The organism is Micromonospora costi, from assembly GCF_003626655.1.
In the GTDB taxonomy this organism is placed as follows: domain Bacteria; phylum Actinomycetota; class Actinomycetes; order Mycobacteriales; family Micromonosporaceae; genus Micromonospora; species Micromonospora costi.
The window spans coordinates 111340-135308 of record NZ_RBAN01000002.1; the positions used below are offsets into that span (position 1 = coordinate 111340).

At 68.9% G+C, this 23969-nt stretch carries 23 protein-coding genes; 9 read left to right on the plus strand and 14 right to left on the minus strand.

Translation table 11 applies throughout. From position 1 onward, the window contains the following. The first annotated feature begins 231 nt into the window (after positions 1–231). Positions 232–588: a DUF6745 domain-containing protein gene (locus D7193_RS11405; RefSeq protein WP_147434365.1), complete on the plus strand. Its 357-nt coding sequence runs from the start codon at positions 232–234 to the stop codon at positions 586–588. Between the two features lie 166 nt (positions 589–754). Here the strand turns inward: D7193_RS11405 and D7193_RS11410 are convergent, their stop codons facing one another. After that, entirely contained in the window at positions 755–1378 is a 624-nt protein-coding gene (locus D7193_RS11410) for a TetR/AcrR family transcriptional regulator (protein ID WP_120779486.1), read from the minus strand. Positions 1379–1437: 59 nt separating this feature from the next. Here D7193_RS11410 and D7193_RS11415 point away from each other — a divergent pair, with 59 nt between their 5' ends. Next, the gene (locus D7193_RS11415; RefSeq protein WP_120779487.1) at positions 1438–2622 is read left to right on the plus strand and encodes an FAD-dependent oxidoreductase; all 1185 of its coding nucleotides are present in this window, start codon (positions 1438–1440) and stop codon (positions 2620–2622) included. Between the two features lie 439 nt (positions 2623–3061). Here D7193_RS11415 and D7193_RS11420 read toward each other — a convergent pair whose 3' ends face one another. From D7193_RS11420 to D7193_RS11435, 4 genes are all read right to left on the minus strand, one after another. Then, positions 3062–4663 (minus strand): tannase/feruloyl esterase family alpha/beta hydrolase, encoded by a 1602-nt coding sequence (locus D7193_RS11420; RefSeq protein ID WP_120780337.1) that lies wholly within the window; start codon positions 4661–4663, stop codon positions 3062–3064. 290 nt (positions 4664–4953) lie between these two features. Continuing rightward, entirely contained in the window at positions 4954–7677 is a 2724-nt protein-coding gene (locus D7193_RS11425) for a helix-turn-helix transcriptional regulator (RefSeq protein ID WP_241563027.1), read from the minus strand. Between the two features lie 157 nt (positions 7678–7834). Beyond that, a complete protein-coding gene (locus D7193_RS34170; protein WP_120779488.1) occupies positions 7835–8101 on the minus strand; it encodes a hypothetical protein in 267 nt (88 codons plus the stop codon). A gap of 278 nt (positions 8102–8379) precedes the next feature. Beyond that, positions 8380–8829, minus strand: a complete 450-nt coding sequence (locus tag D7193_RS11435; RefSeq protein ID WP_120779489.1) for an SRPBCC family protein — start codon at positions 8827–8829, stop codon at positions 8380–8382. A 128-nt stretch (positions 8830–8957) separates the two neighbouring features. Here D7193_RS11435 and D7193_RS11440 point away from each other — a divergent pair, with 128 nt between their 5' ends. Beyond that, entirely contained in the window at positions 8958–9398 is a 441-nt protein-coding gene (locus D7193_RS11440; protein ID WP_147434366.1) for a hypothetical protein, read from the plus strand. On the opposite strand, the gene D7193_RS11445 is transcribed toward D7193_RS11440, so the two are convergent. After that, positions 9395–9841 carry a VOC family protein gene (locus tag D7193_RS11445; RefSeq protein WP_120779491.1) on the minus strand — a complete coding sequence of 149 codons (447 nt, stop codon included), beginning with the start codon at positions 9839–9841 and terminating at the stop codon, positions 9395–9397. The two genes, D7193_RS11440 and D7193_RS11445, sit on opposite strands and share 4 nt — an antisense overlap. Here D7193_RS11445 and D7193_RS11450 point away from each other — a divergent pair. Continuing rightward, the gene (locus D7193_RS11450) at positions 9840–10763 is read left to right on the plus strand and encodes an FAD-dependent oxidoreductase (RefSeq protein WP_120779492.1); all 924 of its coding nucleotides are present in this window, start codon (positions 9840–9842) and stop codon (positions 10761–10763) included. The genes D7193_RS11445 and D7193_RS11450 overlap by 2 nt on opposite strands. Before the next feature lie 252 nt (positions 10764–11015). Here D7193_RS11450 and D7193_RS11455 read toward each other — a convergent pair whose 3' ends face one another. Both D7193_RS11455 and D7193_RS11460 read right to left on the minus strand, forming a co-directional pair. Then, positions 11016–11681 (minus strand): 2'-5' RNA ligase family protein, encoded by a 666-nt coding sequence (locus tag D7193_RS11455; RefSeq protein ID WP_120779493.1) that lies wholly within the window; start codon positions 11679–11681, stop codon positions 11016–11018. Beyond that, positions 11678–13024 (minus strand): helix-turn-helix domain-containing protein, encoded by a 1347-nt coding sequence (locus D7193_RS11460; RefSeq protein ID WP_120779494.1) that lies wholly within the window; start codon positions 13022–13024, stop codon positions 11678–11680. Before D7193_RS11460 ends, D7193_RS11455 begins: the two co-directional genes overlap by 4 nt. 445 nt (positions 13025–13469) lie before the next feature. On the opposite strand from D7193_RS11460, the gene D7193_RS11465 reads away from it, so the two are divergent. The 4 genes from D7193_RS11465 to D7193_RS11480 are packed head-to-tail and all read left to right on the plus strand — an operon-like array spanning position 13470 to position 17252. Then, positions 13470–14876, plus strand: a complete 1407-nt coding sequence (locus D7193_RS11465; protein ID WP_120779495.1) for an APC family permease — start codon at positions 13470–13472, stop codon at positions 14874–14876. Next, positions 14873–15886, plus strand: coding sequence for an acetamidase/formamidase family protein (locus tag D7193_RS11470; protein WP_120779496.1), 1014 nt, complete (start codon positions 14873–14875; stop codon positions 15884–15886). The genes D7193_RS11465 and D7193_RS11470 overlap by 4 nt, the downstream gene beginning before the upstream one ends. 9 nt (positions 15887–15895) lie before the next feature. Continuing rightward, a complete protein-coding gene (locus D7193_RS11475; RefSeq protein WP_120779497.1) occupies positions 15896–16570 on the plus strand; it encodes a GOLPH3/VPS74 family protein in 675 nt (224 codons plus the stop codon). Between the two features lie 25 nt (positions 16571–16595). Next, positions 16596–17252, plus strand: coding sequence for a GNAT family N-acetyltransferase (locus tag D7193_RS11480; RefSeq protein WP_120779498.1), 657 nt, complete (start codon positions 16596–16598; stop codon positions 17250–17252). Between the two features lie 749 nt (positions 17253–18001). On the opposite strand, the gene D7193_RS34710 is transcribed toward D7193_RS11480, so the two are convergent. Together D7193_RS34710 and D7193_RS11495 are read right to left on the minus strand one after the other, a co-directional pair. Next, complete coding sequence (locus D7193_RS34710; RefSeq protein WP_120779499.1) at positions 18002–18310, minus strand: hypothetical protein; 309 nt, start codon at positions 18308–18310, stop codon at positions 18002–18004. Next, on the minus strand, positions 18307–18486 hold the full coding sequence (locus D7193_RS11495; protein WP_120779500.1) for a hypothetical protein: 180 nt from the start codon (positions 18484–18486) through the stop codon (positions 18307–18309). Before D7193_RS11495 ends, D7193_RS34710 begins: the two co-directional genes overlap by 4 nt. Before the next feature lie 326 nt (positions 18487–18812). Here D7193_RS11495 and D7193_RS11505 point away from each other — a divergent pair, with 326 nt between their 5' ends. Beyond that, positions 18813–19214, plus strand: coding sequence for a GntR family transcriptional regulator (locus D7193_RS11505; protein WP_120779502.1), 402 nt, complete (start codon positions 18813–18815; stop codon positions 19212–19214). A 148-nt stretch (positions 19215–19362) separates the two neighbouring features. Here D7193_RS11505 and D7193_RS11510 read toward each other — a convergent pair whose 3' ends face one another. From D7193_RS11510 to D7193_RS11525, 4 genes are all read right to left on the minus strand, one after another. Continuing rightward, entirely contained in the window at positions 19363–20229 is an 867-nt protein-coding gene (locus tag D7193_RS11510; RefSeq protein ID WP_147434367.1) for a hypothetical protein, read from the minus strand. 439 nt (positions 20230–20668) lie between these two features. Then, complete coding sequence (locus D7193_RS33410; protein ID WP_158674796.1) at positions 20669–20842, minus strand: hypothetical protein; 174 nt, start codon at positions 20840–20842, stop codon at positions 20669–20671. Between the two features lie 191 nt (positions 20843–21033). Further along, entirely contained in the window at positions 21034–22425 is a 1392-nt protein-coding gene (locus D7193_RS11515) for an AlbA family DNA-binding domain-containing protein (protein WP_120779504.1), read from the minus strand. Between the two features lie 664 nt (positions 22426–23089). Next, positions 23090–23881 carry a hypothetical protein gene (locus D7193_RS11525; RefSeq protein ID WP_120779505.1) on the minus strand — a complete coding sequence of 264 codons (792 nt, stop codon included), beginning with the start codon at positions 23879–23881 and terminating at the stop codon, positions 23090–23092. Positions 23882–23969: the final 88 nt, after the last annotated feature.

The following is a 23969-nucleotide window of genomic DNA, read 5'->3' on the forward strand; positions in this document are numbered from 1 at the left end:
CGAACAGGGTCGCCGCCTTCGGAGACTTCCACCAGTTCTTCGAACGCGAGGGCTACTACGGCGAACAGCGCTACGACGGCATGGAGGAACGCTACGACCTGATGGAGCGGCCATACCGCTGCAACCCCGTCACCGAAACAGAACGTGCCGCGCTACACCCCGGTCCTGCAGGCCGTTCGGCAGGTGTACGACCTCGTGCACTGCCCAACCTGGGCCGCCCTAGACCGAACCATGACGGGCAACTACAGGATGCGGCCCGTCTGGTTCTGGGACGACGAAGACGGATTCGTCGACCAGGACGACGAGGCACACGCCGTCGTGCGCTACATCCTCCGTCACGACGACCGGTTCTTCGAGCCGGCCTGGACCTATTACCCCGATTGGCTCATGCTCGCCGCGATCGACACCTACCACGCCATCACGGCTGCCGCTCCAGACCCGGCGTGGGAAGCTTGCCGGGAGGTGGCCCTGACGACCGGGCCCTGGTGGCCATTCGCCGACGTGGCAGTGGTGGCCGAACGATCCACCTCTGCTGCGGTCGACAGTTGCGGCCTCCTGCTCGCCGATGACCATCCCGTCGAATGTTAGGCGAGACGGCACCCAGTCGTGAGTGGGAGGCGGGATAGCACGCGAACCGTCGCCGTATCAACGCCGACTGAACTTTGACCCCTCTGTTCCGGGCGGGTTCCAGGAACCACGGGGTCGGTTTTCTGGCGGAGCCGACACGCCGCCGGCGCGACGCGCGCGGCCCGGGCTACGTGGCGGCGGTCAGCGCCGTCAGGATGCTCCGGACGGCGGTGGTCAGGTCGGCCCGGCTCTCGGCCGTGCCCGGTACCGGCGCGGTGAGGGCGCCCGCACCGACGAGCCGGTCGAAGAGGAGCCCATCGACGCAGGCGACGAAGTGGTCGCCGGCCTGCTCGGGACGGGCGGCGCCGGCCGCGGCGAGCAGTGCCCGGGCCTGCGCCCGGTAGGTCCTGCCGTGGTCGAGGATGGTCCGCAGCTCGGGGTGGTGCGTCGCCTCCAACAGGCAGGCGTAGCGGGCGAGGGTGCGCGTCCGGCCCGTGGTGAGCCACTCATCGAGCACGGCCGCGACGCTCTCGGCCAGGCGGTCGAGGTCTGCGGCGGTGAGCCGCTGTCCGGGCGGCAAGGTCGCCGTCTCGTCGGCGGGGAGACGGTTCCGCGCGAGCTCGACACGGTCGAGGTCGGCGAGGCGCCGTACGAGCGCCTCGACGAGCGTTTTGCGGGTGCGGAAGTACGCCGAGGTCGTCCCCAGCGGCAGGCCGGCGCGGGCGTCCACCGCGCGGTGGGTGAGGCCACGCATGCCGAGCTCGGCGACGAGGGCGATGCCCGCGTCCGTGATCACTTCGAACCGGCTCATTGTCCCCCTTCTTCTACACCTGTAGATTGTCCTTCTACGGCTGTAGAAGGAGGAATTCTATGGGTCGCGCGAGCGCTGTGGTGGTCGGGGCGGGGATCGCCGGCTTGTGCGCCGCGATCGGCCTGCGCCGGCGCGGGTGGGAGGTGCTCGTGCTGGAACGGACGCCACACCTCGGCCCGGTCGGCGCCGGCCTGACGTTGATGGCCAACGGGTTGCGCGGGCTCGACGCGCTGGGCGTGGGAGCGTCCGTGCGCGGTGCGGGTCTGGCCGACGCGCCGGGCGGTCTGCGTACCCCGACCGGCCGGTGGATCTCCCGCGTCGACGGCGCGGCGATGACCCGGATGCTGGGCACGACGGCCGTGGGCATCCATCGGGCCAGGCTGCACCAGATCCTGTGCGAGGCGCTGCCGGCGGATCGTCTCGTCACGGGCGCCGAGGTCGTCGACGTCGTGCCCGGCCCACCGCCGCGTGTGACCTACCGGCACGACGGCCGGGAGACCTCGGCCCGACCCGATCTGGTCGTCGCGGCCGACGGCATCAACAGCGTCGTACGTGGCCGACTGTGGGCGGACCTTCCGCCGCCCGTATATAGCGGCTCGACAGCCTGGCGGGGCGTCACGGACCTGCCGTGGCGCGGTGACCTCGCCACGGCGGTCAGCTGGGGCCGTGGATCGGAGTTCGGCATCGTGCCGCTGGTCGACGGCCGGGTGTACTGGTACGCCGCCGTGAACGCCGACGCCGGTCGGCACTCACCCGGCGGCGACGAGATGCGGATGGTGCGCACCCTTTTCGGCGCCTGGCACCACCCCGTCCCGGCCCTGCTGCACGCGACCGCGGCCGCGGCGGTCATCCGCACCGACATCTACCACCTCGGCACACCGCTGCCCTCGTATCGCGTGGGCGCTGTCGCGTTGCTCGGCGACGCCGCGCACGCGATGACCCCCTTCCTGGGCCAGGGCGCGAACCAGGCCATCGAGGATGCTGTCGTCCTCGCCGCGGCGTGTGATCCGGCGGGCGACGTCGTGGCGGCGCTGACCGCCTACGACGTCCAGCGGCGGCCCAGGTCGCAGCGGGTCGCCCGAGCCGCGTTGCAGATCGGACGGTTCGGGCAGCAGTTGAGCAACCCGGTCGCGGTCGGCCTGCGGAACGCCGTGATGCGGTTGACGCCGCCACGCATCGCGCTGCGGTCGATGGCCGGCCACGCCGACTGGGACCCACCCGTCATCCCCTCGACCACCGCCTGATCCCCACCGTCGACGGCCGCTATGCTGCTCCCAGCGAGGCCGGCGGGCTTGCCAACCGGCACGTGGCGCAGCGACAGACGACAGGGCGCGCCCATGGGCGCGTTCTTTGGGCCGCCAGCCAGATGAGGGACCTTTCAGTCATTCCAACCAGGCGCTGGACTCCTGGACCGTTCCCTGATCTGGAACCAGCGGCATCTCCTCCACGCTCTACGGGAGTTCGCGCAGACTTCGGCGTAGCCGACTCTCAGTACGCCGGCATCGACATACTTCAGCGGTTCGAAGGACTTGGCTGTTCCCGGGCTCTTCGAGGACAGAGGCGCCGGGTTTCTCCCGTCGGGCGTGGCCGCCGAGGCCGGTGCCGAGGACAAGGGCCAAATGTCGAGCGAGGCTGCGGCGGCCCCGGCGAGAGTTCCGGGGCCGCCGCGCTGTGCGGATAAGGTCAGGCGGTGACGCAGCGGTAGTTCGCGGCCGAGGCAGGGTCGCCGTGGCCGGTGTAGCGGGCCACCATCGGGTAGCGGCAAACGTTGCGGGTGACGCTGCCGTCGGGGTTGGCGGCGGCGAGGGTGTCCGGGGCCTGGCCCTTCTCCACCCAGTTGACCAGCGCGCCCAGGTCGTCTGTGGGCTGTGGGCCGGTGCCGCCTCCGCAGTGGTTTACGCCTGGGAGCAGGAACAGGCGGTAGAAGTCGTCGACCCGCTTGTTGCCGCCGAGGGTGCGCTTGACCTGCTCGCGGTAGTCGACGGTGCCCTGGGTGGGCACCAGTTCGTCGGTCTGGCCGTGCCAGCTGAGCAGCTTGCCGCCGGCCTTGGCGAACGCGGACAGGTTCGGGTCGTCGGTGCCGATGATGTCGTTGAACTGCTTCTGCGACGCGCGGAAGATCTGGTCGAACGACTTGTAGGTCAGCTTCGTGGTGTCGAACGACGGGTTCTGCGTCACGAAGTACTTGACCCAACTGTCAGCGACGAAGAAGGGCGCGCCGGGAGCGGCCAGGGCGGCGAGGCTAGCGCCCTTGTTCGGCCCGTACCAGAGCTTCTTGCCGGTCGGGGAGACCGGGCCGGCCCAGATCTTGCGGACCGCGTCGGCGGTGGCGTTGGAGATCGTGATCTCCTTACCGTCGCAGACGACCTTGGCGCCGGCCAGCCGCCGGGCGTCCCAGTGGCAGTCCTGCGGGTTGTCGATGATGCCGTCCTTGACCCCGTCGAGGGTGTCACAGGCCTTGACCGCGGCGGTGTTGAACGCCTCCAGCTCACACTGGGTGGGCGCGACCTTCTCCTCGTTAAAGACGGCCTGCGACCAGAGCGTCGCGACCGCGAACCGGTCCCAGTTGATCGCCGGCGCCTTGGCCAGGATTCCGTCGAAGTCCGTCGGGTTATCCTGGGCCTCCTTGTAACCCTGCCGGCCGCCAGTGGAGCAGCCGTTCCAGTACGAATACGTCACCGGGCTGCCGTAGAACTGCTTGGCAACGTCCTTGCCAATAACGGCCATGTCGTGCAGCGAGCGGGAAGCGAAGTTCTCCAACAGCGGGGAGTTGACCTTGCCGGCCGGGGTGATGGCCCAGCCGCTGACGTCGATCGGGTTCGTGCCGACACCGGCGTCGGTGGCCGCAGCGACGTAGCCGGCCTTCACCGCGGCGACCAGCGGGGAGCCGAAGTCGCCGGCGAGGTAGGCGCTGCCCCCGGTGGCCTGGAACCGCCCGGTCCACCTCTCCGGGTCCCGGGGCAGCGAGACCTTGATGTTGACGTGGTCGTTCGCTCCCGGGTGGGTCACCGTGACCGTGATGTCACACCAGGCCGGCACGTCGGTGAGGGTCTCCTTGATGGGGTGCAGCGGCGGAGCGGCGGGGAACGTGACAGTTCCGCCGGCGTTGGCGACCGCCTTCACCGCCTCCACTGTGGTACCGGAGGGCGCGGAGACGGGAACGGCGGCACAGGTCGTGGCGGCTACCTGGCCGCTGTCGCGGGTGACAGCGTTGGCGGCCATCGGCACCAGCGCCGCTGACAGCGGCACTGCCGCCGCCATCAGCAAGATCAGTCGTTGTTTCATGCCCATCACCCTCGCCTGGGACACACGGGCGCCGCCCCAGGGAAACACCCTGGGGTGAACCCTGGCCGGGGTACGGCGGCGGAAACCTCAAATGCGCCTGGTCACAACCGTGAAGCGCCCAGCACATCGATGGTTCGCCGTCGGCGTTGTCGTCGGAGTCGTCGTGGGTCGTCATCGAGCAGAGCGAGCCCGACCAGGGCTTCGTGGTTGGCCTCGCCGGAGGTCAGCTCCCCCGGGCGGTGAACAACCCAGTGTCCGGCTCGATCGACACCCTGGCGCTGGCCTGGGGGTCACCGGTCGCGCAGCGCGGAGGCCAGCTCGCGGCGCGAGCTGATGCCCAGCTTGGTGAAGACCTTGCGCAAGTGCCATTCGACGGTACGCGGACTGAGGAACAACACAGCGCCGATCTCCGGATTGGTACGCCCCGCCACGGCCAGCCGCGCGACGTGCGCCTCCTGCGAGGTGAGCTCCTCACGTACACCCAGGGTCCGCTTGCGTACCGTCTCGCCAGTGGCGGCGAGCTCTCGCCCGGCGCGCTCGGCGAAGCCTTCGGCACCCATCACGGTGAACGCCTCATGCGCGGCGCGCAGCTGGTCCCGCGCGTCGCCCCGCCGGTTCTCGCGGCGCAGCCACTCGCCGTAGAGCAGGCGAGCGCGCGCCAGTTGCAGGCCGAACCGAGTCGCGGTGAACTGCTCGATCGCCTCTCGGTAGTACTCCTCGACCGGCCCGGCTGGGCCGGCGAGCGCGTCCGCGAGGGCCTGGGCGCCACGCGCCCAGCTCGTGTCGACGACACGCGTCCGGGCGGCGAGGCGGTCACGTGCCTCGGCCGCGACGGTGTGCGCCCCGGCGTGTGCGGCAGCTTCGACCAGCTCCCCGAGCGTCCACTGCAGGACGGCGAGGTCTTCGTATCGGGCAGCCTCGAGGGCTGCCTCCAGCGCGGCCGGGTACTGGCCGAGTCCGTTGAACAGCACCGCTCTGCTGTAGCCGGCGACGGCGAGCAACCACCCCAGGCCACCCGCCTCGGCATTCCTGACCAAAGCGTCGTTGAGTTCCAGCGCCGGCCCCTCACGCCCGCGATGCGCGGCCAGGATGACCGCGACGGCCGGATACGGGGGCGAGCCGGTGGCGTTCCCGAGGGCCTCGGCCTCGTCGAGCAGGTCCGACGCGTCGGCGAAGCGGCCGGCGTAGATCAGCGCGGTGGCGCGGAAGGTCAGCGCAGACGGCAGGAGGGACAGCGCGCCGGTCTCGCGGGCGTAGCCGACGGCCTGTTCGGTCGTGGTGAGAAATGCGACGTCGTCCCACACCTCGTGCACGACCACCCCGCGCAGCCAGGCCAGGTCTGGATCGTTGTCCGCGGTGGCCGCAGCCAGGGCACGGGTGAACAGCGGCACCGCCGCGGCGTGCCCCTCCAGGCTCCACGCCGTCAGACCTTCGAGGAGCAGACCGGCCGGCTCCCCGCCCGCGGGAACTCCGCGGGCGGCCTCGGCCGCCCGGCACAGGTCGGCGCCGCCCAGCCGCCCCGCGTGCACGGCCGCGCCGATCGCCGCCAGGTAGGTCTCCCGGGCTGCGGCGGGATCCAGCACCTCCAGCCGGCGTGCGGCCGCCAGCAGCGGCGGCTGAGCTGCCCGTCCGGCGTTGAGCGCAAACGCGACCTTGGCGCGTAGCCGTTCCACTCCGGCCTGCTGCAGCGGGTCGAGCGGACCGAGTTCGGCGGCGGCCAACAAGTCCGGCACCTCGGCGAGGGCTCCGGCGGCGAACCGGGCCACCGCGGCAGCCAGGATGCGCCCGGCGCGCTTCGCCGAATCGGGGGTGAGTTCTGCTGCGCGCTCGAGGAAGGCTGCGGCGGCCGCCCGGCCGCCGCGGGCCATTGCCCGGTCGGCCGACTGCTCCAGTTCAGCGGCGACCTCTTCGTCCGGTCCCAGCGAGGCGTGCGCCCGATGCCAAGCACGTCGGTCGGGGTCCTGCTGGGGGTCGGTCACCTCGGCGAGCGTCCGGTGCACCACGCGCAGTTCGGTCGGCCCGGCGGAACGCCGGCTGGCCGAGCGGACCAGCGGGTGCCGAAACCGCACCCGGGTCCCAATCTCGATCAGGCCCGCGGCCTCCGCGGGCGCCGCGGCGTCCATCCCGATACCCAGCCGCTCGAGCGCCCGCAACAGCAGCGGCACGTCGCCGACCGGTTCAACGGCGGCGGTGAGCAGTAGCGTGCGGGTATCCGCTGGCAACGCGGCAATGCGCCGCTGGAAGCCCTCCTCGACCCGGCTCACCAGCGGCGTCGCACTCGGCCCGCCGAACCCGAACGCCAGTTCCGCCGGCGTGAAACCACGCGGCAGCTCGAGCAGGGCGAGCGGATTGCCGCGGGTCTCGGCGACGATCCGGTCACGTACGCGGGCATCGACCGGCCCGGGCAGCACAGAGTCCAGCAGCGCCCGCGCGTCCGCGTCCGGCAACCCCTCCACACGCAGCTCCGGCAGCCCATCGAGGATCCGTTCCTCACCCGGGCTGCGCGCGCCGAAGACCAGCGCGACCGACTCGGCATCCAGCCGCCGGGCGACGAAGGTGAGGATCACCTCCGACATCCGGTCCATCCACTGCACGTCGTCCACGACACAGACAAGCGGCCGCTCCGACGCGGCCTCGGCGAACAGCCCGAGCACGGCAAGCCCGGTGACCAGGCCCTCCGGTGGGTTGCCGGGGCTGAGCCCGAAGGCAGTGGCGAGCGCGTCACGCTGCGGCTCAGGCAGCCGGTCGAGATAGCCCAGCAGCGGCGCGCACAGTTGCTGCAGGCCGGAGTATGCGATCTCGGACTCCGCCTCCACCCCCGCCGCCCGAACCACCCGGCCGGTCGGCGCCGCCTCGGTCAGATAGTCCAGCAGGGCCGTCTTGCCGGCACCGGCCTCGCCGCGCAGCACCAGCACTCGGCTCTGCCCCGCGCGGACGTCACGCACCAGCCGGTCGAGCGCCTCCTGCTCCCGTCGCCGCCCCCGCAGCGCAGAAGTCTCAGTGTTGATGGGCACGTCGCCCAAAATTACAGCGCTCCTGACCCCAACGAGTCGACAAGTGTGCCAGATCTCGTGACGTGCCGGAAACTCCGTGCCGGCGTGAATGAGACCATGATCGGCCCTCGCCAACCCGGCCATCATCGCTGCTCAGAGCAGTTAGCAAACCTCCTTTTCAGGTACGAGACGCACCGAACGGGTCCCTCGCACCGCCACCGCGAGGGACCCTTTCCGAGGTCAGACGTCCAGTCCAGCCGCCATGGCCAGATAGGTGGCGTATCGACGCCTCGATACCGAGCGCGTTGAACAGGTAGAGCCAAATCTCACTGCGGGTGGAGAATGCCGGGATGGCGTGCCGCAGCCGGCGGACCGACACCTCGCCGACGATCGCGATGGTGGCTGCCTGCAGGAAGTCGGCGACAACGGTTCCGGTGATGGTCACACCGACCAGCCTGCCGCGAACGGCTCGGGCGAGTCCGTGTACGGCGGCCCGCTGAACGCGCTGGCCTGGCCGGCCGGCGTAGCCGTCACCGAGGGAGACCCCTGCGCGCCGGCAAGGCGGTGCTGTCCGGCTCTCTGGGGCCCGCAGTTCTCGGTCGAGCTCGCACGTACACGTCGAGATCCCTGCACTCGGCGAGGTGGATGCGACGTTCAGCCATTCCTGGAAGAACATGGCGGTCCCGGAACATTGTCTGGGGCCGGCGCATTGTTCGCCTTGGCTCAGGCGACCTTGTTGCGCTGTTCGACCACCTTGACCGTGTTGGCCAGGGCCTTGGCCAGTGCTCCCTTGGCGACGCTGCCGAGGAGCAGCCCGGTGAGCTTGCCCTTGGCGTTCTTGCCCTCGCGCACGACGACGGCATCGATGGTGGTGGTGCCGTCGGGGTTGGGGGTGATGGTGTAGGTGTGGCCGGAGGCGCCGCCCCAGAGGTTGGAGTCAATGGTCTTCATGACGACACGGTGGGGGTCGGACCAGTCGTAGCTCAGGCGTTCCCAGGCGGCGTTGGTGCCTTCGGTGACGTCGGCGTACGTCGGTCCCTGCGAGTGGACTTTCAGCAGGTCGTCGGAGGTGGCGCTGAACAGTTGAGCGCGGCCCGGGCCGAAGTCGGTGAGTGCGGCGAGGAACTGCTCGGGGGTGGCAGTGGTCGTCTCGTGGAGGTGGATGGTAGCCATTGTCGGGCTCCTTGCTCGGTTTTCTCTTGGCTGTCGTCAGACTTCCCGAACCAGGCCGGGTCGAGCCGGTAGAGCACCCTGGTACGAGCCCCAGGGCCGCGAGCCGCTCACGGTTGCGCTGCCCAATGATGATCGCCGCCCTGCACGGCGGGCACACCGGCCGCTACTTCGACGTCGACGGCTACGGGTCAGGCTCGATTCTCGACCTTGCCTCCTCCAGGGGCTACCCCGTGGCGAGCTCCGCCCGGTTAGGGTTCGGCGACAGCTTCGCTCTGCCGCCGGCGGAGAACGCGTTCGCCCGGCACGCCGTGCTGCTCGCCGCCGCGATCGGGCAGGCGCGGCAGGTGGGCACCGACCGTGTCGTCGCAGCTCAAGCCGAAGACGTGGTCTTCTCGGTCGCCCGCTCGATCGGCGGCATGATTTCGATGATCGCTATGTTCCTCGCGACCGCGTACCGCGGTTGCGAGGAACCGGCCCCCGCGGAGATCGCGGCCACCGAACGCGACCCTCAGGAGCGAGGCGTCGGCCGACTGGTCGCCGCTTGTCCGATGACGGCCGCCGGCTACTAGCGGCCGGGCAAACGCACGGTGACCTCCTGGAGCAGCCAGCCGTTGCCGTCCGGGTCGGTGAACGACGCGTAGCTGCCGTAGGACTGCCGCTCCGGCTCCGCGCCGAGCTGGCGACCGCTGGTGTCCAGGCCGCGCAGTCCGTGCCAGAGCTCGCCGACCTTGACGCCGCGACCGAGCAGTTCCTCCCGGGCGGCCTCGATGTCGCTGACGATCAGCATCAGATCCTGCGACGAGCCGGGCGCCGCCGCGGTCAGGCCCACCCCGAACTGGATCGAGGCCGGCGAGCCGGGTGGGGTGAACTGCACGATCCGAAGGTTGTCGTTGATCGGGAAGTCGGCGTCCAGGCGCCAGCCGAGGCTCTCATAGAAGGTTTTCGCCCGGTCAACGTCGGACACGGGCAGGACAGTGACCTCGAAACGGAACTTGATCGAAGAGTCGCTCATGTCCACCACACTGACCGCCCGCGGACGCCGATTGCCCCAGGGTAAAACCCTGGTGTGGTCCCTGGACCGGGACCTGACCGGGACCGACGCGAGGTTACGGCGGCGGTGTGCGGGGAAGGGATCCCGTGCGGCCGGGACCGGCACCCGTGGGCGGACCGGGGTGATACCCAGCGGCGATTGGCGAGCATCCGGACCAGCATTCAGCCATGCGAAATTTGACGTAGTTGTGGTCGGTGCGGGTCCCGGTGGCGAGGTGGCCGCGGGGCGTCTGGCTCAGGCTGGTCTGGACGTGGCGATCGTCGAGGCGGAGAAAGTCGGCGGCGAGTGCTCGTTCTACGCGTGCATTCCCGCCATGGCGATGCTGCGCCCTGGCTCGCTGCTGGCCGAGGTACGCCGGGTGCCCGGCGCCGCCGAGGCGGTGACGGGACCGTTGGACGTTCCGACGGTGCTGGCACGGCGCGATGAACTGACCGGGCACCAGGAAGACGCGGGGCAGGTGCCATGGCTGACCGAGCGCGGGATCACGCTGGTGCGTGGCTGGGGCCGGCTGGCCGGCGAGAAGGGTGTGGCGGTTGGTGACGCGATTCTCGAGGCGCGTCAGGCGGTGATCCTTGCCGGCGGCACCAGGGCCGCGCTGCCGGACATCGACGGTCTGGCCGACGCGCGCCCGTGGACCAACCGCGAGGCGACAACCGCGCCGGCCGCGCCGAAGTCGCTGGTCGTGATCGGCGGCGGGGTCCGCGAGCAGCTCCGCGCGTCGCTCGCCGAGCAGGGGGTGGACATCCGCAAAGGGCAGAGCGCCACTGCTGTCCGCCGCCAGGGCGACTCGGTGATCGTCACGTTGAGCGACCGCAGCACACAATCATGCGATTCGTGGGCCAAACCCCACAGGTTCTTCTGCCCGCGCGGGCCGGTCTTGTAGTCGGCGGGTAACCGTCCATGGGGCGGGCCGCGACGGCGAACGCCCCCGCGTGCGAGGGGCAGAACCTCGCGATTCGGGTTCCGCCCCCGATATTCACGCAGCGGAGCCAGGCTGACCCACCTACCCTTCGCACACGCGCGTATTCCGGGATCCCATCGGCGGGCCGGTCGGTTTAGGCGGGGCCGACGTTGCGACCTCCTCGTCACACGCGCAGCTATCTCAGCGGAGTACCTCGACGTTGACGGGTTGGGCTCATTCGCCCAGCCGCACGGTCGCCACCGTCGCCCATCGATAGGTGCGACCTTCGCGGCGTAGCGCGATCAGCGGCACCTCGCTGATCCTCACCTGCGCCACTGGCAGGTGGCGAAGTTTCGCCAGTTGGGCACGTATCGGCTCCGTGGGCACTGGTGCACCGCTGTAGGCGAGGGTGACGTGTGGGCGGAAATTATCAGCGGGTTCCGGCGCCGAGGCCCACACTGTCGCGATGGCGCTGCGGATCGTGGCGCGAAGGGCTTCGACGCGGTCCCAGGGTCGGACGAGCAGGCCGATTCCCTCGGCGTCCGGATCGACGGGTCCGAGGGACAGTTCGAGCGGTGGCATGCCTGCGCATCGTCGCCGGGCTTCGGCGACGATCGCGTTAATGTCGTCGTCGCTGACCTCGTCAGTGAAGCCGAGTCCCTGCATTGTGAGGTGCAGGCCGTCGAGCGGAACCAGGTCTAGTCCAGGCATCGCTAGCTGGCTTTGTAGTTGTGTCGTGAGATTGTGAAGTTCGGGCTGGTGTTCGAAGGTGAGGTGCCAGGTATAGAACTGGCGGCCGGCTCGCCAGCCAGGGCGCCAGTACCAGTGTTCGGTGAGCTCGGGTAACTCCTGGTAGGCGGCCCAGCGCTGCTGCAAACTGGCAAGTTCCCGGCTAGTCATGACGGGGATGGTAGAACCGATCGTCCCGTGGTGCCGATCTGTGCACGTTCGGCGAGCAGTTCGGCGAGCTGCCGTAGCCGCGGCTGGTGGGCGAACGGCTGGGCGGTGGCGAGGAACCGTCGGGCGCGCTGATGCACTGACTCGTACCGCTGGTCCGCGGTGAGGGCAAGTGCCTCCATGGCAAGGGCGGCGGCCTGTTCGGGTTCGCCAGCGTGCAGCTGGGCGGTGGCCAGATCGAGGCGGCTCAGTGCTTGCGGGCCGGCCAGCCCTGCCTTGTCAAAGGCGGCGATGGCAACGGCAAGGTAGTCAGTTACTTCCGTCTTGTGACCGATGGCCAGGTAGGCGGTTGCTGCGTTGGCCGCTGTTCGGGCATGGCAATACGGGCCGAAGGTGAGGCTCTCGCTGACCTGCGCGTCGGACGGCTGTTCGGCAACGAGCGTGAATGCTCGGTCGACGGCGCTGTCGACGCCGTACCGGTCGCCGAGCCGGGCGAGGGCTCTTGCTTGTCCGTTGATCGTGAGGCGAAGACGATGCGGGCTGTTGCCCGCGCGACGTAGGCCATCCTGGGCGAAGGCCAATGCATCGTGATACTCGCCGGCGTAGAAGGCAACGAGGCTCTGCGTCGCCCGCGCCCAGGCCTGCACGTCTGGCCGTTGCGCGGCATCAGCAAGGTCGAAGGCTTCGGCGGCGTAAGCGTGTGCGACGGCGAACGCGCCAAGGTCCAGCGCAAGCGCGCCGAGGAGTCCGGACAGGTGAGCGGCAGCAACATACAGGCGGGCCCGTTGCGGTGGGTGCTGTCGACCTGCCATGAGTTCGTCGACATAGGCCCGTAGCGGCCGCATTCGAGCCATGAGGACGGCCGGAATTAGACGTTCGTTGTCCGTGATGGCCTGACACACCTCGTGCTCCAGGTATGCCAGGCGCGCGTCGTCATCCGTTGAGGATTTCAGTACCAGTCGGCGCGCGGCGATGGCTTCCTCGCGTTCCCAGAGAGCAGAGCCGCCATCCGAGTCGGGAACGGGAGCTGTGGCCTGGAAGACAACGGCTGGTAGATGGGTCCCGTTCGGTTCTTGTTTCAATGACGAGCGACGCCGCCAGCGCAGCTCGGCGACACGGTCGTATTCGCCGACGAGCAGGCCCCCGGTGTGCAGCACTGCGTCGCAGCGCGACCAGAACGCGCGATCGGGGTACTGGTGGCCGGTTTCGGTATTTGCTACGGAGCTGCGCCCGTACTGAATGAGCCGGGCGAGGCTGTGCTGGGTGTGACCAGCGGCCATGCGCAGTTGGGCGAGCCGACGGCCGAGCGCACGGCGTGCAGTCTCGATCTCGTCGTTTTCGGCCATCGCTGCCAACTCCCGTCCTGTAGACGCTCCCGTGGGCGCAAGCCCCGGCTGCCATCCACGGTAACGGCACATTGGACACGATCACCGTACGCCTTCGTCGTGGTTGTCGATAGAAGCTGTCGGCGGATCCCGACATTTGACCGACATTCACATCACGATGGCCTGGAGGGGCCGCGTGCCCGGGCCGTGTATGACGGGCAAGAGCACCCGCCATCTGTGCAAAATCAGCGGCCTTTCTCGATCTTGGCCACACCATCCAAGGCCTTACACGTGCCGCAGCGAGCGCTCCGTGTCGGCCTGTTGTCACTATCACGCCGGTCTACTTACCGACATCAGGGTCGATCGCATTGAGTGCGGTGGTGCCGGCTGGCGTCGCCCAGACCAATAGCAGCCGGTGTTGTGGCTTCTTTAAGTGCCGAGTATCAGCTTCCCGAGAGGTGTATTTATGTACGACCACGAGCTGTCGCGCTATGGCTACCAGCAGGAGCTGAGCCGGCAGCTGAGATTCCGGGACCTAGTGGCCTATGGGCTGGTGTACATGGTGCCGATCGCGCCGATGGCGATCTTCGGCAGCGTGTACGGGGGCTCGGGCGGGATGGTGGCTCTGGCGTACGTGATCGGTGTGGTGGCGTTGGTGTTCACGGCGTTCTCGTATGCGCAGATGGTGCGGGCGTTTCCCATGAGCGGCAGCGTCTACAACTACGCGGGTCGGGGGATCAGCCCGCCGGTCGGGTTCCTAGCCGGGTGGGTGATCCTGCTCGACTACGTGCTGGTGCCGGGGTTGCTGTATCTGGTGGCGTCGGTGGCGATGCACGCGACCGTGCCGGCGGTGCCGGTGTGGGCGTGGCTGCTCGGGTTCGTCGTGGTCAACACGCTGGTGAACTCGGTCGGGATCCGCATGACCGCGATGGTCACCCGCGTGATGCTGATCGGCGAGCTGCTCGTCCTGGCGGTCTTCCTCGCCGTCGCCGGCTGGGCGCTCGCGTCGGGCAAGGGCCGGTTCAGTTGGGAGGCGTTCTACAACCCGGACACCTTCACCTGGTCGGTGGTGGCGGGAGCGGTGTGCATCGCCGTGCTCAGCTTCCTGGGTTTCGATGGCATCAGCATGCTCGCCGAGGAGGCCAAGGGCGGCTCCCGGCAGATCGGCCGCGCCATGGCCGCCGTGCTGGTCCTGGCGGGGGTGTTGTTCATCGGGCAGACGTGGCTGGCCGCGATGCTCGTCCCAAACCACAACACCCTCCTGGCTGACGGGGATCCGAACGGCACCGCCTTCTATGACGCCGCGCAGGTCGCCGGCGGGGGCTGGTTGGCGACGGTGTGCGCGGTGGCGACGGCGATCGCGTGGGGGCTGCCGAACTCGATGGTCGCCCAGGTCGCCACCAGCCGGTTGCTGTATGCGATGGCCCGGGACCGGCAGCTCCCCCGTTTCTTGGCGAGGGTGTCGGTGCGCCGGAGTGTGCCGGTCAACGCGACCCTGCTGACCGGGGCGGTGTCCCTCGCGCTGGGTCTGTACATGGCGACCCGGGCGGATGGGATCACCGTGTTGTCGTCGCTGATCAACTTCGGGGCGATGGTCGCGTTCCTCGTCCTGCACGTCACGGTGGTGGTGCATCACCTGATCCGCCGCCGTAGTCGGAACTGGTGGGCGCATCTGGTGATGCCCGCGGTCGGGTTCGCGATCCTCGCCTACGTCGTGGTCAACGCCAACATCGCCGCGCAACGAGTCGGTCTGGCCTGGCTCGGGCTCGGCGTCCTGGTCCTCGCCAGCCTGTACGCCGCCGGCCGCCGTCCTACCCTGTCGGGGTTCGCGCCCGCGCAGCCGCAGCGGCGGCGTGACATGGAGCGGGTGTGACCGGCATGGAGAAAATCGTGTACCGGCCGGCGCGGGACGAGTTCGCGTACACCTTCGGTGGGCGGATGCCGGTCGCCCATGTGCGCTCCGGTGAACTGCTGCAGGTGGTCACCGAGGACTGTTTCGGCGGCCTCGTCCGCGGGCCGGCGGACCTGCCGTCGCAGGTGTGCCGCATGCCCTACCTCAACCCCGTCTCGGGGCCGTTCTTCGTCGAAGACGCCGAACCCGGTGACACCCTCGCCGTGCACGTCATCTCGATCGAGCCCCGCCGGGACTGGGGTGTCTCAGCCACGTTCCCGCACTTCGGCGCCCTCACCTCCACCGCGCACACCGCCACCCTGCAACCACCGCTTCAGGAGCGGGTGTGGGTGTACGAGGTCGACAAGACCGCTGGGACCGTCCGCTACCGGGCCACCGCCGGCGACCACAGCGTGGACCTGCCGCTGGAGCCGATGATCGGCACCATCGGCGTCGCGCCGGGCGGGTTCGAGGCCCGCTCCACGATCGTCCCCGACACCCACGGCGGCAACATCGACACCCCGCACCTACGCGCCGGCGCCACCCTCTACCTCGGCGTGAACATGCACGGCGCGATGCTCGCCCTCGGTGACGGGCACGCCCGCCAAGGCGAGGGCGAAGCGTGCGGTGTCGGCGTGGAGATCGCCACCACCACGACCCTCGCCGTCGAGGTCATCAAGGGTGTGCCCACGGTGTGGCCGCGGCTCGAAACCGACCACGCCATCATGTCGATCGGCGCTGCGCGTCCCCTCGAGGACGCCTACCGCATCGCCCACCGCGACCTGGTCGCCTGGACCGCCGCCCTCACCGGCCTCGACGAGCTGGACGCCTACCAGCTCGTCTCCCAAGCCGCTCGGGCGCCGATCGGCAACGTCTGCAACCCCAACTACACGATCGCCGCCGCGGTCGACAAGCAGTTCCTCCCCTCCCCCACCACCCCGTACCGCGGCATCCACGACCGGCTGCGGCAGCTCGCCACCGACCACCGGTAGGAGGCGGACGTGACCTCGATACCCCGGCTGCCCCTGCGCGACGAACTGTTCCTCCTCGGCCACGACGACGACACCGGCCAACCGCACCTGCACCAGCAGGCGCTGGCCGCCGGCCTGGCCGGCGCCGTCCTCATCGACCTGTTCCTCACCGGCCGGATCACCATCACCCCACATGACGGACCGATCGGCGAGCAACGACTCCGCCTGCACCACGACCATCCGGTCGGCGACCTCATCACCGACAGCGCCCTCACGGCGATCCGCACCACCCGCACAGCCCTCACCGTGCGGACGTGGCTACGCGGCTTCTCCACCGACCTGCACGAACGCACCCGGGCAGGGCTCGTCGCCGCCGGAATCCTGCGGCACACCACCCGCCGACGCCTCGGCGGGCTCGTCCGCACCGAGGCCTACCTCCCCGCCGACACGAAATGGCCAGTAGTCGCCCGCGCCCGGGTGCGCTACCTCGCCACCGGCCGCGAAGACCCCGACAACCACACCGCCGCGCTCGCCGGACTCGTCGCAGTACTCGGCCTCACCCCGTACCTCTACCTCGACGACGACACCACCGCACTCACCGCCCACCTGCGGGCCGTCGCCGGGCAGCACTACCCGCCGGTGCGGGCCATCACCACCGCCGTCGACGCCGCCCTCGGCGACCTCGCCACCGCCACCTACCGCTAACCCCGCTACAGGAGACCCACCCGACATGGACGCTGTTCCGCGTATCCGCGCCGCCCACTGGACCGACAAAGAGCCCGTCGCCGCACTCATCGCCGACGCCCTGCACACCCACCCCGTCGCCGCCTGGCTCGTCCCCGAACCGGCACCGCGGCGCCGCATCCTCACCGACGTCCTGGCCATCTGGATCGAGCACGCCATGTTCTTCGGCGACATCTACCTCACCGACGACCACACCGCCGCCGCAGTCGGCTTCCACCGCTACCGGCCCATCCCCCTACCCGCGAACTACGGCATCCGGCTCCCCGACGCCGCCGGCGAACACGCCGGCCGCTTCGTCCTCCTCGACCACCTGATGTCGGCGCAGCAACCGACCGAGCCGCACTACCACCTAGCGTTCCTCGCCGTCGCACCCACCGCCCAGGGCACCGGTCGGGGCACCGCACTGCTCGAGCACCACCGCAGCCGCGTCGACCGCATCGGACTCCCCTCCTACGCCACGCCTGTCAGCGACGCCACCACCCTCTACCGTCGCTACGGCTACACTCCCCGCCGCACCGTCACCCTGCCCGGCGGGCCCACAATCCACCCGATGCGCCGCAACCTCCCACCGGGCAGCGGCACATGGCCGCTCAACGCCTCCAATATCGACAGCCCAGGGCACTCACAAGACCGCGTCATCTGACCTACCACCCGTGCCCTACTCATGATGCTGGAGGTGCCGTAGCCCCATCCACGCTCAGCTCCCGCCAACGGCCGCCCCCACTCGCTAGCAGCCGCTGAATCATCGCCCGCGCCTCCGCCTCGGTCTCGAACTCCCACCGCAGCACCTGACCCGTCTCGGAGTCACCGGCCCGCGCGACGACCCGCCAACGGCTTTCATGCGTCAGCCATACGTCCCGGCGGGTAAGCCGCCCCCACACCCCGTTCCACCAGCGCCCTCTCATTTCGGCCACCACGGCATCGTACGCATGTTCGAAAGAAAGTGATCGAATCGCCGAAGACGGCTTCGGCGGACTTAGGCAGGTGCGGCGAGGGTCCGGATTCTGCAACACCCGGCCGAGTCGTCCGGTTGCGATCAACCCAACGATTCCGCCGCCAATTCACGCAGGCGTCGACTTCACAGCGTCCAAAGTAGCCATCTAGTCTGCTTCGCCCGCGGTCGGTGAACAGCAACGGGTCGCGGCGGAGCCTTCAGCCGCAGCGGGTGGCCCAGGCGGCCCTGAACCCCACACGGTCGGGGTCCGACGCGGGGTCTATCTGCTCCCAGACTGCTCCCGAGGTAACGGGCACCAATAGGAAAGCCCATTACCGACATTCTCGGCAACGGGCTTTCGACCTGCATATATAGGTTGTGGGCGATACTGGGATCGAACCAGTGACCTCTTCGGTGTGAACTCTCGGCGAGCCGGTCGGATCGGGCTTGATGCGAGGTCAAACGGCCTGCTGACGCGCTTCTCGGCTCGGTTCGGCTGGCATGGTTGCTGTACTTCGCTGCTGTACTGCTGGCATGGGCTGGTCGGCCGCCCTGGTCCAGCCGAGGAAGCGGCGGTGCAGCACGCCGGCCGGTGTCCAGGGCATGTCCTCGGTGGCTTGGACGAGGTAGGAGCCGAGGTAGAGGGCCGGCGACACCGGGGCGTCGGCATACTCGGCCCGCAGCTCCCGCTTCCGCGTCGGGCAGGGCCAGGGTAGGTCGCAGCCTCCGCAGCTCCAGATCGGCATGACCGGGCCATGGGTGGTCACCGCACACCCTCCAGGAACCGAGTAGTGATCGTCCGAGCCTGCCGGCTGGTCGCCCAATCCACCTGCCAGCACGGGTACGGCGCCAGCCGCGACCACCACACCCGGCAGCCGACGCACATGCCGTCGATCCCTCGGACGTGCACCGCGAGGATCGCCTGGTCCTGCCCGCTACTCACTGCTCACCCTCCTGCGGCCAGTGGCCACGATTGATCGGAATCCGGTGCCGGGTGCGACACGGCAGCTCGGCACCGCAGCGGCAGACCCGCCGCCACCGCCGCCAGCACCACACCGGCCGATGCCGCCTCGCGAGAGTCATCGCTGCGGCGAGCAGGTATTCCTCGTACGAGACACGCCGCACCGGACCTCCAATCGGGCCTCGTCGACGGCACGGCGGCCGGGCCTTCGCTGGTCATCCGACCGCCGCACCTGCCCAGCCACCGTACATACGTAGGACTGTAGATACAATAACCTGTAGAACTGTTGGACACGTAGCGTCACATTCGTGATCGACCCCAGCGCGGATCGTGCAGTGTTTCGGCAGCTCGCCGACCTACTGCGTGACCGGATCACGTCCGGCGACCTCGCGCCCGGCGCGTCGCTGCCCAGCGAGCTGCGACTGGCTCAGGAGTATGGGCTGAGCCGGACAAGCGTCCGGCAGGCCATCTCCCTCCTCCGGTCGGAAGGGCTCGTGATCGTCCAACCCCCGCGCGGCACCTTCGTCCGTAGCATCGAACCGACCGAGACGGTGACCTTACACAAGGGCGACACCGCCTCAGCCCGGATGCCCACACCTGCCGAGCGCAAGGAGCTGGACATCGGCGAAGGGATCCCCGTCCTGGTGGTCTTCCGCGCCGACGGCTCCCGCGAGGTGTATCCCGCCGACCGCATCCGCGTCGGCCGCTGATCTACGCATTACGAGTCAGCCGCTCGGCGCTGGTCCACCGCCTGGTCCTCCTGCCCAACCGGGTGTCCCGGTCCGTCATCGTCCGCCGACGATCGCTGGTTTGGCTGCTCGGCCCCATCAACCAATCGACCTCCCTGTCTTCACCTGATCACTGCCTCCGGTCGGTCAGAAGCTTGATCAGTCGATCGCCCCGTTCGATAAGTTGATCCACCGCATGCAGCGTGCGTCGGAGTTCACGCAGATTGCCCAGCGCACATTCGGGTGCGCCATGCGCGATCACCGGCCGGGTGTCCATATCCGCGTCACCTGGCTCCGATACGTCTGAGGTCCAGTACGGCGACGTTGGAAACGGCTCCTCGACCTCGTCCAGGCCCTGCAACAGATCGTCGAGATCGTTCATCGCGTCAACCAGCAACCGGGCGGCCGAAGTCAACTCCGGATCATCGACCGCCAGACGCGGGAGCAGGACATTTGCTATCCGACGCTGCAAGGCCCTCCGCTCCGTGTCTAGTCCTGCCGGCCACAGCTGCAACCAGACCCCGAGGACATCACCCAAGGCTTCGTCGCAGCCGTCCGGCAACTCCCATCGAGCGTCCGCGGTGCCGCGTACCTCACCCGGCTGCGCCTCGTCCTGGAGGTGCAGAGCTTCCCAGACACTCTCGGCCCTTGTGATCACAGCTTCTGGATCTAGGACGCCATTGGGGTGATCGTCGAATCGACGCATGCACAGAAGTAGTTCACGGAGATCGGACCACTTCTGGCCGATGGCTTGCGCGAGTTCGGCCGCGACACTGGTCCACCGTTGCTGGCGTCGCCGGGACAACAGCCGGTCGACGACGCCGTACACGACGAAGATCTCCGCTGGTACGAGAGCGGCCCCGGCCACGATGTTGGCAGTCACCGGCATCTGCTCGGCGAAGGTGGGCTTGATCCAGTCGAGCAGACACCCCATGGCGAGGGCCGCCGCAGCGCCCGTCCCGGCCAGCAAGGTCGTCCACGAGGGGCGCCATGACACGCCGACAGGGTACGAGGCCAGCGCCACGCATCGCACCACGCCCGGTACCGACGACTCGCTTACAAGTTCTGGGCGCTCTGTCCGGCCCGGTCCGCGCACGTCTCTGACGTCGGGCGTTGATCCGCCGCGGGCTGGCTTCGGCTCGCGCTGTTCGGCCCCGTTGCTGTCACCGTTGCTGTCGACAGCAGCAGGGCTGACTGCTTCGGTGTGAACGCCGTCGCGGTGCATCGTCTGTTGCCGTCGGCCGTCATTCCATGCCGACCAGCTCGGCCGCCGCACCACCTGCTGCCGTCAGTTGTCGTCCGCACGTGGCACGTTCGATGCCTCGACGCTGCTTTCGGTGCCGGGTTCGGCCAACACTGTCATTGCGGTTGCCACCGAGAAGTAAGAAGCGGCCCGCCGGGCAACTTCTCGGTGGGCCGCTGTGAGCGTCGTGCGGTTAGCGTAGCCGCCTTGCGGGCCCCGACTTGGCCTGCTGCTCCTGCAAGATCCGCTCCATAATCGCATCAATGCCCGGTGCCACCTGGTTCAGGGCCTCGTGCCAGCGCCTGTGCTTGGCTATGCTGAGCACTGCGGCACCACACTGCCCGCACTCGTCCAGTTCATCCGTCATGGGTTCCACGCTAACGGCGGCCTGCGACACTACCCGCCCCCGCTAGTTGCGACGAGCTTGACGAGCTGACCGTGGTGGTCGAGGTCCCCTCGGCCGACGGGATCCGCGAGCCGTTCACGCTGACCGGCGTGGCCGACCTGTTCAAGCAGGCCAAGTAGCCAGCGTCGTGGTTCCCGTGAGGCCTGGGCCGACTAGATCTTCTCGTCGGTCACCTCAATGCCGTACGCCTCGGCCCAGGCCACGATCTCGGAATTCCTGCTGCTGGACCAGTACTGCCGGCGAATCCGGCCGTCGCGCGACAGCTGACCCATCTCGGGTACGCCGAAGGCCTGGCCCAGCTCGTCGAGCAGCAGCGCCGCGGCTTCGATGAGGGCCGGGCCCGGCTGCGCGAGGTCGTCAACGGAGGCCGCGGCTTCCGCTGGAGCGGCCGTGACCTGGTACTGCTCGCCGGTGCGGGACTCCCCCATCCCGTAGAATTTGGTGTGCCCGATGGTGGTCGGCCAGTGCTTCCCGACCGGGAACACCTGGGCCCGGATCAGAGCGGTTCCGCCGGCCGCCGCGCGATCACGTGCGTGACGTCCGAGCTGCCGGAGTCCGGAGACGATCGCCGAGCTGATCGCCTCGTCGGGGAGGACCTGGTACCTCGTCAAGAGGTCCCCCGGCGCAGGCCTTTCTTCGTCACGCCTGCGGTTCAGGTTCGGGACCGCGATCGAGAAGACTCCGGAGCCGTCCGTGTGCAGCTCCATCGAGATGAACCGGGAGTGCGCCTCGTAGTTGCTCGTACCGTCGGCAAGCAGCCGCCGGCGCCCGACACGAGTGCGGTTGATCCCCACGCCCTCGTTGGTCACCGTCGGCCACCCCGTCCTGACCTCCACCTCCCAGGCCCTGAAGGCGTCCTGTGTGAGAGCCATCTCGCCGGGCAGGTCCGGCACCAGTGACACGACGACCCAGGGGTACTCGTCGTCCGTGGACAGCCGGTCGATCGCCTCGCGCTCGATCTGCTCGATCCGCTCGCCCTGGCGCTGCGCGCTGGCGAACCGGTTGCGGTAGGCGGTGGCCACCTCCGGCTCGGAAAGGTACCGAGTCGAGGCGCCGTTGCGCACGGGGAAGCGCATGCCCTTGCCCTCGTTGATCAGCACCGCGTGCGGGGCACTGGGGCTACGGGGCACCACCACGACGATGAAGCCGAGCTGGGCGCCGCCCTGGCCAGTGGTGGCCCCAGGATCGGGCACGGTGATGATGTCGATCGCCGGCATCGGCGCGACGCGCTGCGCGACGATCTGGCGCATCCTGGTCACCTCTGCGTCGGAGATCTCGACGCCCGGTGCCTTCGTCGCGCACGCCTGGTCGTCCTCCTCGACCCCGAGGACGATCACCCCTCCCCCCGTGTTGGCCAGGGCAGCGACGTCGCCGGCGAGGGCCCGCTTGTCCTCGTCCTTTCCGCCGTACAGCGCCTGCTTGAAGTCTAGGTCGAAGGCCTCCTGCGCGCCTGCGGTGACCAGACCGTGGATGTGGCGCGCAGCGAGGGTGTCGAGGGTGGTCCCGAAGAGGGCGTCCAGGCGGCGAGATTGAAAGGCAGCCATGCGAGCTCCTGCCGTGGAGAGAAGTTGGGAACAACGGCTATTCTGCCGAGCCTCCGACGCAGGTGTCGTCAGCTAGTTCGACGACCAGGCGCTGGGTGTTCGGGTAAGCCTGGTAGGGGGCGTCGAGGCTGGCGCCGCCACGTCGGCTCCCTCATCCAAGCCTGCGCCGCCCCCGCCGCCCAGCCGCTACCCGACCCGCCCGCACCCCGGCAGATGTACGAGGCCAGGCTCCGCGCCACCCATCACCAACGCGACCGCCGCACGAGCAAGTAGGAAAGCCCAACCCCAACCAACAAGATCGAACAGTTCACCCTGCACCGGCAATCTTGAGGATGCAAGCACGAGGGCTGGGCGAGTCACACCGGCCACAGCCACCAGAGCGGCGCTCGCCGGGACGTCCTCAACCCGTTCGAAGCCCGACTGCGCATGTGGATGCCCTACCGCTACAGCCGCAACAACCGCGACTGGATCCACGACACCCTCGGCGCCCGCATCCAGCGTCAGACGTTGAAGCGGAACTCAGAGCCAGAACGTCTTCAGCAGCGGGCAGAGGGCTCGACACCTGCTCATGGGCGGTCCCAGCCTGCCACAGCTCGCCACTGGTTGACGACGTTTCACGGCGTCTTGTGCCCCCTCTGTGCCCCGAGGCCTCCGTCGAGGCACACTACGTCCCACTTCGGCGCGAGCGCTCGTCGTACAAACGCCGGCCGGCGTTGGTCATGTCAAGGGCGAGTCGCACGGCAAATGACAGGGTCTCCACGTTTGCTGTTATGCGCATACCCACCAGACCGGCTGGAGCACCCGGAACCTCCTCCCGGCTGACGACATTGAGTGTCGCCCAGAGATCTCCGTGGGCGATCGCGCTGCACATGCGCCACGTGAACTGCACCGGCACACTACCGGCCGGGCTGGTGTCGCCAGCAACCTTGACGATCTCCGCATAGCTCAGTCGTTGAACGGCGGCCTTCGGGTTGACGCTTCGCTGCCGCGCGATCTCGCGGAGTTCTTCCACCCGCTCCTCTTCGGACCTCGGGCCCGGCGCATCGCTGAGCAGCCTACGGGCTGCCTCGCCGCCCCGGATGTCGAGTGCCGCAAGTCGCAGACGCCGAAGGATCCGTTCAGTCCGGTCTTCGGGAGCAAGTAGCCACACTGCCGCGCAGGCGTTCTCCAGGGCCGCACGAGCGAGGGAGTAAGGGGCATACATGTGCATCGTGTGCGCGTCCCTCAGCAGCGCGCGCAAGCAGTTCAGGTGATCAACGGCGTGTGACAGGGCGTGCCAGGCGGCATGGCTTATCCGGTGTGGATGCGTCTCCTTGTCGTCGCGACTCAGCGCGCTGCGCTCCTGTGGGCGATCGTATGGTCCGCTGGGATCCATGCGCTTGAGCCAAGGCTCGATCCGATCGAGGTGACGAAACATCTCCTCGAACAGCAGCCGCTCCGCTTCCTCTGTCGTCACAAAGCACGACGGTAGGGCGACGGAGTCGCATCGGGAAACCCGAATAGCCGGAGCGGCGACACTACGACACAGCGCCAGCTCGCCCGCG

What these genes read in the sequence shown, in the direction of transcription:
- D7193_RS11440 (WP_147434366.1), top strand. Translation starts at nt 8,958, where the DNA reads ATGATCGCCGCCCTGCACGGCGGGCACACCGGCCGCTACTTCGACGTC.
- D7193_RS11455 (WP_120779493.1), bottom strand. Translation starts at nt 11,681, where the DNA reads ATGACTAGCCGGGAACTTGCCAGTTTGCAGCAGCGCTGGGCCGCCTAC.
- D7193_RS11515 (WP_120779504.1), bottom strand. Translation starts at nt 22,425, where the DNA reads ATGGCTGCCTTTCAATCTCGCCGCCTGGACGCCCTCTTCGGGACCACC.
- D7193_RS11420 (WP_120780337.1), bottom strand. Translation starts at nt 4,663, where the DNA reads ATGAAACAACGACTGATCTTGCTGATGGCGGCGGCAGTGCCGCTGTCA.
- D7193_RS11410 (WP_120779486.1), bottom strand. Translation starts at nt 1,378, where the DNA reads ATGAGCCGGTTCGAAGTGATCACGGACGCGGGCATCGCCCTCGTCGCC.
- D7193_RS11450 (WP_120779492.1), top strand. Translation starts at nt 9,840, where the DNA reads ATGTCCACCACACTGACCGCCCGCGGACGCCGATTGCCCCAGGGTAAA.
- D7193_RS11465 (WP_120779495.1), top strand. Translation starts at nt 13,470, where the DNA reads ATGTACGACCACGAGCTGTCGCGCTATGGCTACCAGCAGGAGCTGAGC.
- D7193_RS11445 (WP_120779491.1), bottom strand. Translation starts at nt 9,841, where the DNA reads ATGAGCGACTCTTCGATCAAGTTCCGTTTCGAGGTCACTGTCCTGCCC.
- D7193_RS33410 (WP_158674796.1), bottom strand. Translation starts at nt 20,842, where the DNA reads ATGACGGATGAACTGGACGAGTGCGGGCAGTGTGGTGCCGCAGTGCTC.
- D7193_RS11415 (WP_120779487.1), top strand. Translation starts at nt 1,438, where the DNA reads ATGGGTCGCGCGAGCGCTGTGGTGGTCGGGGCGGGGATCGCCGGCTTG.
- D7193_RS11480 (WP_120779498.1), top strand. Translation starts at nt 16,596, where the DNA reads ATGGACGCTGTTCCGCGTATCCGCGCCGCCCACTGGACCGACAAAGAG.
- D7193_RS11435 (WP_120779489.1), bottom strand. Translation starts at nt 8,829, where the DNA reads ATGGCTACCATCCACCTCCACGAGACGACCACTGCCACCCCCGAGCAG.
- D7193_RS11405 (WP_147434365.1), top strand. Translation starts at nt 232, where the DNA reads ATGACGGGCAACTACAGGATGCGGCCCGTCTGGTTCTGGGACGACGAA.
- D7193_RS11460 (WP_120779494.1), bottom strand. Translation starts at nt 13,024, where the DNA reads ATGGCCGAAAACGACGAGATCGAGACTGCACGCCGTGCGCTCGGCCGT.